Genomic DNA, 13,896 nt, shown 5'->3' on the forward strand with positions numbered 1-13,896 from the left:
GCCCCCGGGGGCAGGCCCCTTTCCCGGGGGCTAGCCCTCCTCGGGGCGTTCGCCGCGCGGCAGGAAGCCGTACTTCTCCAGCTTGTAGTACAGCGCGGAGGTCTTGATGCCCAGCAGCCGGGCGGTCTCCGTCTTCACGCCGCCGGCCTTCTCGTAGGCGCGGGCGATGAGCTGGCGCTCCAAGTCTTCCAGGATGTCGGGCAGGGGGCGGTCGCCCTGGGGCACCGGCAGCCCGGCGTCCATGCGCGGCGTCTGGCCGGCCAGGTGCGAGGGCAGGTCCTGCGGGGTGAGCGTCTCGCCCTCGGCGAAGACGAGCGCCTGCTCCATCACGTTCTCCAATTCGCGCACGTTGCCGGGCCACGCGTGGCGGGTGAGCGCGTGCAGCGTCGCGTCGTCGATGCCGGTGACGCGCCGGTTGACCCGGGGCGCGTGCTTGGCGACGAAGTGGCGGGCGAGCGCGGGCAGGTCCTCGGGGCGCTCGCGCAGGGGCGGCAGGGTGAGCGGGACGATGTGCAGCCGGTAGTAGAGGTCCTCGCGGAAGCGGCCCGCCTTCACCTCCGCCTGGAGGTCGCGGTGCGTGGCGCTCACCACGCGCACGTCCACCTTGAGCGTCTCCTCGCCGCCCACGCGCTGCAGCTCCTTCTCCTGGAGCACGCGCAACAGCTTCGTCTGCACGGAGGCGGGAATCTCTCCAATCTCGTCCAGGAAGAGGGTGCCGCCGTCGGCCAGCTCGAAGCGGCCCAGCTTGCGCTTCACGGCGCCGGTGAAGGCGCCGCGCTCGTGGCCGAACAGCTCGCTCTCCAGCAGGGTCTCCGCCAGGGCCGCGCAGTGCACGACGACGAAGGGGCCGTCCTTGCGCGGGGAGCGCTGGTGGATCATCCGCGCGACCAGCTCCTTGCCGGTGCCGCTCTCGCCGCGCACGAGCACGGTGGCGTCGCTGGCCGCCACCTTGCGCACCTGGGTGAGCAGCTTCTGCATGGGCTCGCTGTCGCCCACGATGTCCCGGTGGGTGAGGGCGGCGTCGGCGTCGTGCGCGTCCGTGCGGGCGGTGAGGCGCTCCACCTGGCGGCGCGTGGCGGACAGCTCCAGGCCCTTGTCCACCTTGGCGCGCAGCACCTCCGGGGGGAAGGGCTTGGTGATGAAGTCGTAGGCGCCCTCCTGCATGGCCTGCACGGCGGTCTCGATGGTGCCGAACGCCGTCACCACCATGACAACGGCGCCCGGGTCCGCCTGCTTGAGGGCGCGCGTCACGGCGATGCCGTCCATGCCGTCCATCTTCAAATCCGTGACGACCAGGTCGAAGGGGCCCTTCTTGTACGCGGCCAGCCCGTCCGCCCCGCTCTTCACCGCGGACACGGTGTGGCCGGAGCGGGTGAGGGTGACGGTCATGCCCTCGCGGAGGGTGTCGTGGTCGTCGATGACGAGGATGCGGGCCATGCGCCTGCTCGGGAAGGAAGGGTGGGGTGTCGCCGGTGTGGGCTCGCGGCGCGATGCACACGCCAGGCCACCCTACACCGGACCGACCGGGGCGCACGCCGGGCCTTCCGTGAAAGGGCTGGCGTCCCGGGCGCGGTGGGTGTCTATCCGGGCCCATGGCCCACGCTTCCGCTGCCCTCGCTGACCTGCTCGCGCGCCACGTCCCGACGGACGACAAGGAGCGCGAGGACCTTGCGCGCATGCGCCACTTCGCCGCGTCGCTGAAGGAGCCCTTCTCCCGGTCGCAGGTGGAGGCCCACTTCACCGGCAGCGCGGTGGTGGTGGACGCGGCGGGTGGACGGGTGGCGATGCTGCACCACGCGAAGCTGAAGCGCTGGTTGCAGCCGGGCGGACACGCGGAGGCCGGGGACGGCGGTGACATGGAGGCCACGGCGCTGCGCGAGGCGCGCGAGGAGACGGGCTGCCGCGTGCACCTGCACCCCACCGCGCCGCGCCCGCTGGACGTGGACGTGCACGTCATCCCCGCGCGCAAGGACGAGCCCGAGCACCGCCACCTGGACGTGCGCTACCTGGTGGTGGCGGAGGACCCCGAGTCGCTCACGCATGATCCGGCGGAGTCGTTCGGCATCCAGTGGCTGGGCTGGGAGGAGGCGCTGGCGCGCGCGGACGAAGCGCCGCTGCGCCGCATGCTGCTCAAGGCGCGTGAGAGTCTTCACCCCGGGTCGTGAGTGACTTTGACTGGGAGAGTGTCCAATGGATAAATGAAAATATCCTTAAAACAAGAAATTGATGGTGTGTGCGCAGGGTTTAAGACAGATAGAGATTGGACACCCGTCACCCTTCGCAGGGGGGGGCTGGAGGAGACACAGACGTCCGGTCACTATGGCGACGCTCGGGGTGGAGGGGGGCGGCCATGACGGCTTGTCGTCCATCCGTGAGCAGGAGCACGTCTCGTGTCGTCTCCGGCCGGAGTGTCTCAGGTCCCTGTCTCGGAAGGGGTTTCCGTCTTCTCGCTGAAGCAGGAAGACGTCTTCAGGCGCTATCAGCCCGCCGCGCTGAAACGCACGCCGCATCCCCCCTGGATGGAGGCGATGCTGGGCTCACTCAAGCCCGCGTGGGACGCGGCATGCACTGCCCCGTTGTTCCGTGAAACCGCGGAGGGACGGCATCCGCCCCTGCGCGCCTGGCAGCATTTCCTGGAGCGCTGCTTCCCCATCGTCGAGCACTTCCCCAAGTACATGGGGCTGTCGCTGGCGAAGACGACCTACGGCCTGCGTCCCGGTGACGCGAGCATCCGCCGCTGGCTGCTGCAGAACCTGGGCGTGGAGGCCCGCCACGCCGAGTGGTGGATTGACTGGATGCAGGCGGCGGGCGTGGACGTCCCCAGGACCTTCGAAGCGCCGATGACGCCCGAGGTCCAGGCGCTCCACCAGCACCTGCTGGCCACCTGCCTGGGTGGGTCGCTGGCGGAGGGCATCGCCGCGTCCAACTGGGCCATCGAGGGGGTCACCGGCGTCTGGACGCGCGCCGTGGTGGAGCCCTTCACCGCCTATGCCCGGGACGGCGTGCGCATGGACGCGCCCGCGCTGCGCTGGCTGCGCGCGCATGCCCGCTACGACGACGCGCACCCGGACGAGGCGCTGGAGATCCTCAAGCTGACCGCGGACGTAACAACGGGAGAGCCGGTGCGCGTGGAGATCGCGGCCCACCGGTCCCTGGTGTTGCTGGCGCGCGTGTTCGAGTCCTGCGGCGAGGCGTGAGCCTTCGCGCGGGCTGAAAGCAGTCTTCTCACCGGTGGTGATGACGCAGTCGCGAGACATGCCGGCCCGGCTTCCGTCGGACCGGACGGGGGGCGTACGCTCATGAATGAAGCAGAAGACATCCGGCAGCTGGCCTGGCGTGGGATGTGGTTGTTCCTCCGGTGGGTGCTGCCGCCGTCCATCGTCTGCGCCTACCTCATCGCGATGTCGATGGGGCTGTCGAGCCAGGAGGGGCTGCTGGTCACGGCCACCGTCCTGCCGTTCATCGTGCTCGTGTTCGGGCTGGTCCATCCCTACGTGACGCTGCGGTGGCTGGCGGCCTGGGCCTTGCGGCGTCACGACGGGGACGGGCCGGGGGACCGGCTGCGGCGCATCCTGGAGCTGCCCTGGCGCTCCATGGTCTTCACCACCTGCGCGGCGTGGACGCTGGGCGGCTTCTTCTTCAGCCTTCCGGTGTGTCTGTGGTTCGGCAAGGACTGGTTCCGGCTGGGGCTGGGCACGCTCGTCGCGTTCTGCTTCGGCGTGGTGGTGGCGTTCCCCATCGCGCTGGGCCTGGAGCGGCTGGCGCTGCCGTGGGCGCTGCGCGAGCAGGATGCGCATCCGGAGACATCTCCCACGGGCTCGGGCCTCTTCTGGCCAAGGCAGTCGTGGTTCCTGCCGTTCACGTTCCTGTCCACCATCTTCGCCACGGTCGTGCTGAGCGCGTGCGTGGTGGTGGTGAAGTTGCTGGGCGTGCGCACCCAGCTGAAGGAGGTGCTGGTGGCGGATGGCGCGATGCGGGCCGCGTCTCGGCTGGATGACGTGGGCAGCTCGCTGTTCGCGGACCTGGGCTTCGCGCTGCCCTGGGTGGGCGCGCTTGTGTTCGTCCTGCCGGCCTTCACCACGTGGATGCTGGCGAGGCGGCAGGCCGCGAGCGCGGGCTCGGTGCACGAGGCCATCTCCGGCCTGGCGTCCGGGCGGATCCGTTCGCCGCGCTGGGTGTCCACGGACGAGATGGGCGACCTGGCGTCGGGGATGAACGGGGCGCTGTCCCGGCTGCGGAGGTTTCCCCGGCTGCTCCAGACCTCCGCGCGACGGCTGGGAGAGGCGGGCACGGACCTGCGCGTGTCGAACGACGAGCAGCAGCAGGGCCTCACCCGGCAGGCGGCCGCGCTGCACGAGACGCAGGTGACGTCGGACGAGCTGCGGCGTGCATCGAGGATTGCCGCGGACTCCGCGGAGGAGGTCTTGCGCGTGGCCCGGCGCGCGGAGGCCCTGGGCCAGCAGGGCGAGGCCGCGGTGGTCCTGAGCCTGGAGGGGCTGGCGGCCATCCGGAGCGTGGTGTCCGGCATCCAGCAGCGGCTGGCGCGCCTGGATGAAAGCACGGTCCAGATTGGAGAAATCACCGAGGCGGTGAAGGACCTGGCGGACCAGTCCCACCTGCTCGCCGTCAACGCGGCCATCGAGGCGGCGCGCTCGGGCGAGGCGGGGAAGGGCTTCGCGGTGGTGGCGAAGGAGATCCGCGGGCTGTCGGATCAATCCGTCCAGGCCACGCGGCGCATCCGCACCATCCTCACGGACATCGGCCAGGGCATCCGCGACGCGGCCGCCATGAGCGAGCAGGGCGGCCGTCAGGTGGCCGCCGGATTGGATCAGATGCGCGCCTCCGGCGAGTCCCTGCGCGCGCTGTCACACAGCTCGCAGGAGAGCTCCGAGGCGGCGAGGAAGATCGCCAACGCGGTGACGCAGCAGAACGCCGCCTTCGCGCAGATCTCCACCGCCATCGCGGACCTGTCGCAGCTGATGGACGGCACCCTGCGCAGGCTGTCCTCCACGCAGGAGGCCACGCGGACGCTGCAGGTCGTCTCCGGGGAGGTGGGGCAGATGGCGCTGCAGTTCGACGTCCAGGACGTGGCGCCGCTCACCGCGCCGCCGCCGCCTCCGGCCCGGGAGCGGGACAGGGCAGCGTCAGCGTGAAGACGGTGTCGCCCGGCGTGGAGCGCAGGGCGAGCTCTCCGCCGTGGGCCCGGACGATTTTTCGCGCGAGCGGCAGACCCAGGCCGGTGCCCTGCTCGCGGGTGGTGAAGAAGGGCTCGAAGATGCGCTCGCGCTCGGCTTCGGGCACGCCGGGGCCCGAGTCCTGGACGTCGATGGCGTAGCGGCCGTCGCGCAGCTCGCCGCGAACGCGCACGCGGCTTCCGGCGGGCGCGGCCTGCACGGCGTTCTTCACCAGATTCACGAGCGCGGCGGTGAGCAGGCTGCCATCCGCCTCCAGGTGCGCGGGCGCGGCGGACATGTCCAGGGACACGCCCTTGCCCTGGGCCTCCGCCGAGAGCAGCTCGCACGCGTTGGAGACGAGGTCGGGCGCCTCCATGGGCGCGCGCGCCAGCGGCTGCTCACGGGCGAAGGCCAGGAAGTCCTCGACGATGCGCTGGAGGTAGGTGACCTCGCGCTGGATGCGGTCGACATGGCTGTTCGCGTCCGCGTGCGCGCCCGCGCGCAGGTCCTCCTGCAGCAGGCCTGAGAAGAGCGCGATGCCGCCCAGCGGGTTGCGCACCTCATGGGCCACGCCCGCGAGCATCAGCTTCAGCTGCCGGTCCCGGCTCTCCAGCGCGCCACGCATGACTTCCAGTTCACGCGCGAGCACGCCGATTTCGCGGGTGGGCTCCGGAGGCACCGGCGTGGTCAGGTCCCCCCGGCCGATGCGCAGCGCGGAGTCCATCAGCCGCCGCAGCGGACGGGCCAGCCCTCGCGCGGTGATGACGGCGATGAGGGCGAGCGCGACGAGCGCCACCGCGCTGGCCATGACGAACGTGCGCCACAGCCGCCGCAGCGGTCCGAAGAAGGCCGCGCTGCCCTCCACGCCGATGGCGCCCACCACCTGTCCGTCCTGGACCACGGGCGCGTAGCCCGTCTTGTAGAGCAGCCCGTCGGAGCCGGTGAAGAGCACCTGGCTGGCGGCGCGCTTGCCGGCGAGGACCCGCGTCAGCTCCAGCCGGTCGCGCGCGAGGTCCGGGACCTCGGTGCCCACGGGCAGGTTGCCACCCGCGTCCGCGCGCACGCGGCCCCGGGCATCCACGGCGTACACGCGGCGCACGCCGCTCGCGGTGCGCACGCCGTCCAGCAGGCGCACGAGGTTGCGCCACGTGCGGGTGCCGGACACGTCGTCGCCGGGCTCGATGGTGAGCATGCGCTCGCCGCTGACCTGGGTGGAGGTGGCGGCGGCGAGCGCGGACAGGCTGGCGCCCAGTTCGTCCTCCAGGCTCGCGCGAGCGAGCGCGTACACGGACGCGCCCGCGAGCGAGAGGAAGAGCAGGGTGGGCAGGAGGAACGCCAGCAGCAGCCGCGCGGACAGCGAGCCCAGCGCGTCCCGCAGACGGGAGGAATGAGGGCGATGCGTCATCCGGGCGGTGCTCCTCGCACTCCCGCATCAAACGGCATGCCCCGGTCCCTGGCCAGTCCTCGTTCCGCGTTCCAGCGCGGTGGGACGCGAGCGGAATCCCCCTGACGGGTGATGGCGGTGGCCGCCGGGTGTGGCGTTGATGGCGCCCGGATGAAGCCGTGGAGAACACGCTTCGGAACCTGCTTCTGGCGCCTGGTGTCTTGTCGTCGCGGTCGTCACGCACGTCAGGAAGGGGCTCGCGAAACACGTCAGTCCCGGCTGGTAGATGTGAGTGATTGGGGGCGCGTCATGCTGGAAGGAACGCTGGGGAGATTCAGCGCGAGTCTGATGCTGGTCCTGGCGTTCACGGCCTGCGGTACGCCGGGCTCCCGGACCCTGCCGGTGGGGATGCACGGCTACGGCCGCTATCGCAGCGCTTCACCTGCTTCGTTCGCGCGGGACACGGCGTGGAGGAACGCGGGCTCGGGCGGCACCGTGGGTGGAGAGGAATTGGGCCGCTACCTCGCGTTCATCCGCGAGAAGCGTGCCGCCTTGAAGCAGCCCGCCGTGATGGAGGTGGAGCGTCAGGTGGGCCATGCCGCGCTCAATGACCTGTTGCTCTGGGCTTCCGCGCGGACGGAGGAGGAACTCGCGAAGGACGAGCCGCTGGAGGTGTACCTGCGGCTGAAGGCCCAGCACGCGGAGGCCCTGCTCGAGGATGGCAAGCATTCGGCCCGGGCGGAGGCGAAGCTGGAGGAGTTCCATCGCTGGGCGGACGCGCGCCGTCAGGTCCTGGCGGAGGCGCACTTCCGCAGGCTCGGGAGTGACGGGCTGCTCACCGAGAGCCCGCTCTACGAGGAGATGCAGCTGGCGTTGCTGGATGCGGTGCTGGACTGGGCCTACACGCACACGGAGGACCCGGACTTCCCGCGCAAGAGCCCCAGTGAGGTGGCGCTCTACCTGCTGGCACGCGACAGCTTCCTGGCGTCGGCGGTGGAGGCCAGCCGCTTCGCGCCCCCGACGTGGGACCCGGCCCGCGAGCCTCCGGGCATTCCGCCGGAAGAAGTGGTGCTGGAGATCGCCCTGGGCCTGCTGCCCGTCACCGGAGAGGTGGCGGACGTAGGCGGCGTGGTGCTGGGGCAGAGCCTGCTGGGATATCCGCTGACGGACGGCGAGCGGCTGCTGTGCGCGGTGAGCGTGGCGCTGCCGGTCGTGTCGGGACGGTTGCTGTCGGAGGGCGCGCAGGGCGTGGAGCGGGTGGCCCTGCTGACGGGCCGGAGCCTGCGCGAGGTGCAGGTGTTGCAGCGGGTGGTGCAGCACCTGTCGCCGCAGGAAGCGCAGGAGCTTCGCCGGGTGCTGCGCGCGGCGGGGCGCGGTGAGGCCGTGTCCGCGGAGGACGTGGAGCGGCTGCGAGCGCTCGCGAAGCGGCTGGAGGCACCGCTCGCGGAAGCAGGGCGCGTGCTGGCCCAGGGCAAGCGCGTGGCGCTGGTGGGCTCACGGGCGACGGCGGAGGGAGCGCGGCTGGTGCCGGGCAGCGCGGAGCACCTGGCGCAGGCGTGGGTGGACTACCAGTTCCGTCACCCGGAGAAGTACCGGAGCTTCCGGTACGTGGTGGATCCGGAGTGGGAGCGGCTCTACCAGACGGTCATCAAGAACAAGGGCGCGGGCAGCGCGTTCGAGCAGTCCGTGCTCCAGAGCCGGAAGCTGCCGAAGAACTCAAGCCTCCTGATGCCTCCGCCCGGCAGCAAGGCCGAGGGCTTCATCCCGGATGCCGTGACTGGGCACAAAGGGGACCTCGTCTGGGGCAGCCCCTACGACTTCGTCGAGGTGAAGGGACGCGCGGAGATGGCGCTCACGGGCAATCTGAAAGCCATGCTGTTGTATGTGAGGCAGTATGGTGGCTCCATCGAGCTCTGGATCCGTTCCGCCAAACATCCCGAGGGGGCAACGCGGCTCACCAAACCGCTTCTTACGGACTTCGAGGAACTCAAGCAGTTGGGCCGTGCCAACATCCGGTACTTCCCTTGAAGGCGGTTCATGGCGCTGCGCTATCTGAAGACCCGGTTCTCGCTGCCCCCTGGTGTTCCGCCGACGAACACCATCCGCGAGCTCGTCCGACGGTTCTTCTCGCAGGGGCGCTGGTTCAACCCCGTACGCTACGGGGGCGTTGGGATGGATGAACGGTTGGATTCAGGCCCCTTCAATCCGGATGCCCCTGCGGCCTTCTACGACGAGTTCAAACACTTCTTCATCGGGGCGAAGACGGATCGGGATTTCATCCAGCTCTCTCCGGAGCGCTTCGGGGAGTACCCCTTCGCCGGAGCATTCTCCTGGATGACATCCGTCGTGGAGTCCCGGAAGGCGGGTTGGCGCGAGGCCCATCTGCGTCAGGTCGTCGAAATCATGCACCTGCTGGGCTCACCCCTCGCTCAGTCCGGACTCGATGAGGACTTCGACCGTAAGAACTGGCGCCTGGTCCCGCACGAGGACGGCTTCGGCTCCAGTCGCGAATTCAACGTGCGCGACTACAGCGAGGGCCTCTCCGGCCTCTACTGGCGCAACGTCTTCGGCGCCCCCTTCGTGGACCTCTTCGGCCCGCGCCTGGACGCCATCCCCGCGTCCCAGCGCCAGTCACTCGACGGCGGCCTCGTCCTCGTCCAGCCCTACGAACTGCCCACCCAGGCCATGACCCCGGAGGGCGACGCCGCGGAAAGCCAGCTCATCGCCACGCTGGGGCCTGACGCCTTCTTCGACCTGCCAACCCTGCGCAAGCCCACGCGCGTGCCGGACGTGTCCTGGATGCGGTCCAGGCACTGACGCCCCTCGCGTCAGTCGAACATCGCGGACAGCGCTTCGCTCAGGGTCTCCACGCCCACCACCTGGAGCTTCGTCTCCTCCACGCGCCGCGCGCTGCCGGCCGGCAGCACCACCCGCTGGAAGCCCATCTTCGCGGCCTCCGCGAGCCTCGAGTCCACCTGGCCCACCGCGCGCACCTCGCCCGCCAGCCCCACCTCCCCCAGCACCAGCGTCTTCGGGTCCAGCGGCCGGTTCTGCAGGCTGCTCACCAGCGCCGCGCACACCGCGAGGTCACACGCCGGTTCGCTCAGCTGCATGCCGCCCGCCACGTTGACGAACAGGTCGCAGCCCACCAGCGGAATCTCCTCCTTCTTCTCCAGCACCGCCGCCAGCAGCGCCACGCGGTTGCCGTCCACGCCAATCGCCGTGCGCCTCGCGGTGCCGTAGCCCGTGGGCGCCACCAGCGCCTGCACCTCCACCAAGAGCGGCCGCGTGCCGTTGAGCGTGCTCGTCACCACGCTGCCGGACTTGCCCTGCGGCCGCTCGGAGAGGAACAGCGCGGAGGGGTCCGCCACCTCCACCAGCCCCGCGCCCTTCATCTCGAAGACGCCAATCTCGTTGGTGCTGCCGAAGCGGTTCTTGTGCGCGCGCAGGAGCCGGAACGGGTGGCCCCGCTCGCCTTCGAAGTAGAGGACCGTGTCCACCATGTGCTCCAGCACCCGGGGACCCGCGATGGAGCCTTCCTTCGTCACGTGCCCCACCAGGAACGTGGGCACCCCGCTGCGCTTGGCGAACGCCATCAGCCGGCCCGCCACCTCGCGCACCTGGGTGATGCTGCCCGGCGCGTTGCCCAATTCCGGCAGGTACATGGTCTGGATGGAGTCCACCACCAGCGCCTGCGGCTTCAGGGCCTCCGCCGCCTGGAGCACCCGGTCCGCGTCCGTCTCCGCGAACAGGTGGATGGCCTCGCTCTCCACCCGCAGGCGCTCCGCGCGCATCTTCGTCTGCCGGAGGCTCTCTTCACCCGACACGTAGAGCACCGGCCCGTGCCGCGCCAGCTTGTCCAGCGCCGCCAGCAGCAGCGTGGACTTGCCGATGCCGGGGTCGCCGCCCAGCAGCACCAGCGAACCGCCCACCACGCCGCCGCCCAGGACGCGGTCGAACTCCGCGATGCCTGTCCTGCGGCGCACCTCCGTCTCCCCCGTGACGTCCTGGAGCTTCACCGGCCGTGAAGCGCCCCCCGACGCGCCCCACGCCGGGCGCTTGTCGTCCACCTTCGCTTCGGTCTCCTCCAGGAGCGAGCTCCAGGCCCCGCAGTCCGGACACTTCCCGAGCCACTTCGCCGTCTGGTAGCCGCAGGCCTGACAGGTGTAGTGCGTCTTCGCCTTCGCCATGGGTCGAGGTGTCTATCCCAGACCCCTGACGTTTCCCCGCCCCATGCGCATGCCATGCCAGCAGAGCAGGCAGGCAGGTTGTCGTGGATCAGGTAGCGGGTTGCCCCACAGGGGGGGGCACCCCACTTTCTGGACCACGGGCGTCGCACAGAGCGAGCCCCCCACACAGGGAGGTTGTCATGGGGATTATCGCGTTTCTGGTGATTGGTCTGGTCGCGGGTCTGATCGCTCGTGCCATCATGCCGGGCAACCAGTCGATGGGGCTCATCGCCACCACGCTGCTGGGCATCGCCGGCTCGTTCGTGGGCGGTTTCGTGGGTTCGCTCTTCTCGCGTGACGGCCGGATGTTCGACCTGCACCCGACGGGCTTGCTGTTCTCCGTCCTGGGCGCACTGGTCGTGCTGTTCCTCGTGGGCCTCGCCGGCCGCGGCCGTCGCGTCCACGTCTAAATCGCAGGGCTCCTCGACCGATGAGGCGGGAGACAGCCTGGGGACGTCCGTCACGTACGGACGTCCCTTCTGTCTTTGCGGGCATCGTCAACCCCCTGTCGCGAGAGCGTTGACAATGGCCTTCGGGCCACGCACCGTCGGCCTCCTGACGCCTCCCCAAGGAGCCCGCATGTCCGACACCGCCGAGTCCTTCCACGGCCACGCCCACCACGCCGCCCCCGCCCCGGAAGGGGTGACGGTGCGTCACGACTGGTCGCTCGCGGAGGTGAAGGCGCTGTACCAGTTGCCGCTCTTGGATCTGGTGCACAAGGCGCAGACGGTGCACCGGCAGGTGTTCGTGGAGAACAAGGTGCAGCTGTGTTCGCTGCTCTCCATCAAGACGGGCGGGTGTCCGGAGGACTGCGCGTACTGCCCGCAGGCGGCGCGCTACAAGACGGGCGTCAAGGCGGAGAAGCTGATGGCGGTGCCGGAGGTGCTGGCCGCCGCGTCCCAGGCGCGCAAGGCCGGGGCCACCCGCTTCTGCATGGGCGCCGCGTGGCGTGAGGTGAAGGACGGCCCGCAGTTCGACAGCGTGCTGGAGATGGTGAAGGGCGTCCGGGCCCTGGGCATGGAGGCGTGCGCCACGCTGGGCATGCTCACCGACAGCCAGGCGAAGCGCCTGCGCGAGGCGGGCCTGTCCGCGTACAACCACAACCTGGACACGTCCCCGGAGCACTACGGCGACATCATCTCCACCCGCACCTATGACGACCGGCTGAAGACGCTCAACCGGGTGCGCGACGCGGGCATCTCCGTGTGCTGCGGCGGCATCATCGGCATGGGCGAGTCCGTGGACGACCGCTGCAACCTGCTGCGCACGCTGGCCAACCAGGAGGTCCACCCGGAGTCGGTGCCCATCAACGCGCTCGTGCCGGTGGAGGGCACGCCGCTGGCGGATCAGCACCGCGTGGAGACGGTGGACATGGTGCGCACCATCGCCACCGCGCGCCTGCTGATGCCTCAGGCCATGGTGCGCCTGTCCGCGGGCCGCATGCAGATGAACGAGGAGGCGCAGCTGCTCTGCATGATGGCGGGCGCCAACTCGCTCTTCTTCGGGGAGAAGCTGCTCACCACCGGCAACCCCGAGTACACCCAGGACATGGCGCTCTTGGAGAAGGCGGGCATCCGCCCCCTGGAGCCCCGGCAGGACCGGTGAGCCCCGTCACGCAGGTCGCGGACCGCTGGGCGCGCGAGGACCTGGAGGCCCTGTCCGCGAAGGGCCTCCGCCGCGTGCTGGAGCCGCTCGACTCACCCCAGGGCGCGGAGGTGCGCGTGGGGGACGAGCGGCTGGTCAACTTCTCCTCCAATGACTACCTGGGGCTCGCGGCGTCGCCCGCCGTGCGCGCCGCCGTCGCCGCCGCGCTGGAGCGTTACGGCGTGGGCACCGGCGCCAGCCGCCTGGTGGTGGGGGACATGGTGCCGCACCAGCGGCTGGAGGCGCGGCTCGCCCGCTTCGAGCGCGCGGAGGCCGTGCGCCTCTTCAACTCCGGCTACGCGGCGAACACCGGCATCCTGCCCGCGCTGGTGGGCCCCGGCGACGCGGTGTTCTCCGACGCCCTCAACCACGCCTCGCTGGTGGACGGCTGCCGGCTGTCGCGCGCGCGCGTCGTCGTCTACCCGCACGCGGACGTGGCCGCGCTCACCCGCGCGCTGGAACAGACGCCCGCGCGGCGCAAGCTGGTGGTCACCGACAGCGTCTTCTCCATGGACGGGGACGTGGCGCCGCTGCGGGAGCTGGTGGCCGCGTGCGAGGCCCACGGCGCGGCGCTGATGGTGGACGAGGCGCACGCCACCGGCGTCCTGGGGGCTCGCGGCGCGGGGCTGTGCGAGGCGCTGGGCGTGGAGGAGCGGGTGGACCTGCGCATGGGCACGCTGAGCAAGGCGCTGGGCGGGCTGGGCGCGTACGTCGCCACCTCGCGCGCGGTGGCGGACCTGCTGGTGAGCCGCGCGCGGCCGTTCGTCTATTCCACCGCGCTGCCCGCCGCCCTGTGCGCTGGCGCCGAGTGCGCGGTGGACCTGGTGGAGCACGACCCGGCCCCGCGCGAGCGGCTGTGGGGCCACATCCACCGCTTCACCAATGGGCTGCGCGCCCTGGGGCTGCCCGCCGAACCCCGGAGCGCCATCTTCCCGGTCATCCTGGGCGAGCCCTCGCGCGCGCTGGACGCGGCGAAGCGCCTGCGCGAGGCGGGCCTGCTGGTGAAGGCCATCCGTCCACCCACCGTGCCGGACGGCACCAGCCGTCTGCGCTTCTGTCTCTCCGCGGCCCACACGACGGGCCACATCGACCTGGCGCTGGAGACCCTGCGCCGGGTGGGAGTCTCCTGTGGCCCCTGAAACCCTCCAGTTCTTCGTCACCGGCACGGACACCGGCGTGGGCAAGACGCAGGTGTCGTGCGCGCTGCTGTCGCTCCTGAAGGACGCGGGCTACGGGCCCCAGGGCTTCAAGCCCTACGAGAGCGGCTGCGCGTCACTGAAGGCCCCGTCGGACGCGCTGGCGATGCGCGAGGCCGCGGGCAGCACGCTCCCGGTGGACGCCGTGTGCCCGCACCGCTTCAAGGCGCCGCTGGCCCCGGGCATCGCGGCGGCGCGGCTGGGGCGGGAGCCGGACTTCGGCGTGACGCTCTCGGCGTGGAAGAAGCTGAAGGGCGGGACGGTGGTGG

At 70.9% G+C, this 13,896-nt stretch carries 12 protein-coding genes; 9 read left to right on the forward strand and 3 right to left on the reverse strand.

Annotated elements, in window-relative coordinates; genetic code table 11:
• Nucleotides 1-30 precede the first annotated feature (30 nt).
• Nucleotides 31-1,437: a sigma-54-dependent transcriptional regulator gene (locus D7W79_RS26800; RefSeq protein ID WP_120528239.1), complete on the reverse strand. Its 1,407-nt coding sequence runs from the start codon at nt 1,435-1,437 to the stop codon at nt 31-33.
• A gap of 155 nt (nt 1,438-1,592) precedes the next feature.
• Between D7W79_RS26800 and D7W79_RS26805 the strand changes: the two genes are divergently transcribed.
• The 3 genes from D7W79_RS26805 to D7W79_RS26815 all read left to right on the forward strand — a co-directional run bounded on the left by D7W79_RS26805 (nt 1,593) and on the right by D7W79_RS26815 (nt 5,153).
• Complete coding sequence (locus D7W79_RS26805) at nt 1,593-2,165, forward strand: NUDIX hydrolase (RefSeq protein WP_120528240.1); 573 nt, start codon at nt 1,593-1,595, stop codon at nt 2,163-2,165.
• A 363-nt stretch (nt 2,166-2,528) separates the two neighbouring features.
• Nucleotides 2,529-3,197, forward strand: a complete 669-nt coding sequence (locus D7W79_RS26810; protein WP_244221984.1) for an iron-containing redox enzyme family protein — start codon at nt 2,529-2,531, stop codon at nt 3,195-3,197.
• A 102-nt stretch (nt 3,198-3,299) separates the two neighbouring features.
• Nucleotides 3,300-5,153, forward strand: coding sequence for a methyl-accepting chemotaxis protein (locus D7W79_RS26815; RefSeq protein ID WP_120528241.1), 1,854 nt, complete (start codon nt 3,300-3,302; stop codon nt 5,151-5,153).
• Here D7W79_RS26815 and D7W79_RS26820 read toward each other — a convergent pair.
• Complete coding sequence (locus D7W79_RS26820; protein WP_120528242.1) at nt 5,098-6,579, reverse strand: sensor histidine kinase; 1,482 nt, start codon at nt 6,577-6,579, stop codon at nt 5,098-5,100. The genes D7W79_RS26815 and D7W79_RS26820 overlap by 56 nt on opposite strands.
• 288 nt (nt 6,580-6,867) lie before the next feature.
• On the opposite strand from D7W79_RS26820, the gene D7W79_RS26825 reads away from it, so the two are divergent.
• Together D7W79_RS26825 and D7W79_RS43315 are read left to right on the forward strand one after the other, a co-directional pair.
• Nucleotides 6,868-8,586 (forward strand): hypothetical protein, encoded by a 1,719-nt coding sequence (locus D7W79_RS26825; RefSeq protein ID WP_147442064.1) that lies wholly within the window; start codon nt 6,868-6,870, stop codon nt 8,584-8,586.
• Between the two features lie 9 nt (nt 8,587-8,595).
• The gene (locus tag D7W79_RS43315; protein ID WP_147442065.1) at nt 8,596-9,375 is read left to right on the forward strand and encodes a hypothetical protein; all 780 of its coding nucleotides are present in this window, start codon (nt 8,596-8,598) and stop codon (nt 9,373-9,375) included.
• Nucleotides 9,376-9,386: 11 nt separating this feature from the next.
• Here the strand turns inward: D7W79_RS43315 and radA are convergent, their stop codons facing one another.
• Complete coding sequence (radA, locus tag D7W79_RS26830; protein ID WP_120528244.1) at nt 9,387-10,748, reverse strand: DNA repair protein RadA; 1,362 nt, start codon at nt 10,746-10,748, stop codon at nt 9,387-9,389.
• 179 nt (nt 10,749-10,927) lie between these two features.
• On the opposite strand from radA, the gene D7W79_RS26835 reads away from it, so the two are divergent.
• From D7W79_RS26835 to bioD, 4 genes are all read left to right on the forward strand, one after another.
• Complete coding sequence (locus tag D7W79_RS26835; protein WP_120528245.1) at nt 10,928-11,197, forward strand: GlsB/YeaQ/YmgE family stress response membrane protein; 270 nt, start codon at nt 10,928-10,930, stop codon at nt 11,195-11,197.
• Nucleotides 11,198-11,366: 169 nt separating this feature from the next.
• Nucleotides 11,367-12,392 (forward strand): biotin synthase BioB, encoded by a 1,026-nt coding sequence (bioB, locus tag D7W79_RS26840; protein ID WP_120528246.1) that lies wholly within the window; start codon nt 11,367-11,369, stop codon nt 12,390-12,392.
• Nucleotides 12,389-13,570 carry an 8-amino-7-oxononanoate synthase gene (gene bioF / locus D7W79_RS26845; RefSeq protein WP_120528247.1) on the forward strand — a complete coding sequence of 394 codons (1,182 nt, stop codon included), beginning with the start codon at nt 12,389-12,391 and terminating at the stop codon, nt 13,568-13,570. Before bioB ends, bioF begins: the two co-directional genes overlap by 4 nt.
• Nucleotides 13,560-13,896: ATP-dependent dethiobiotin synthetase BioD (gene bioD / locus D7W79_RS26850; protein WP_147442066.1), on the forward strand; the 337-nt coding region annotated here is incomplete at its 3' end. The genes bioF and bioD, both read left to right, overlap by 11 nt.

It is taken from the genome of Corallococcus exercitus, from assembly GCF_003611585.1.
GTDB lineage: Bacteria > Myxococcota > Myxococcia > Myxococcales > Myxococcaceae > Corallococcus > Corallococcus exercitus.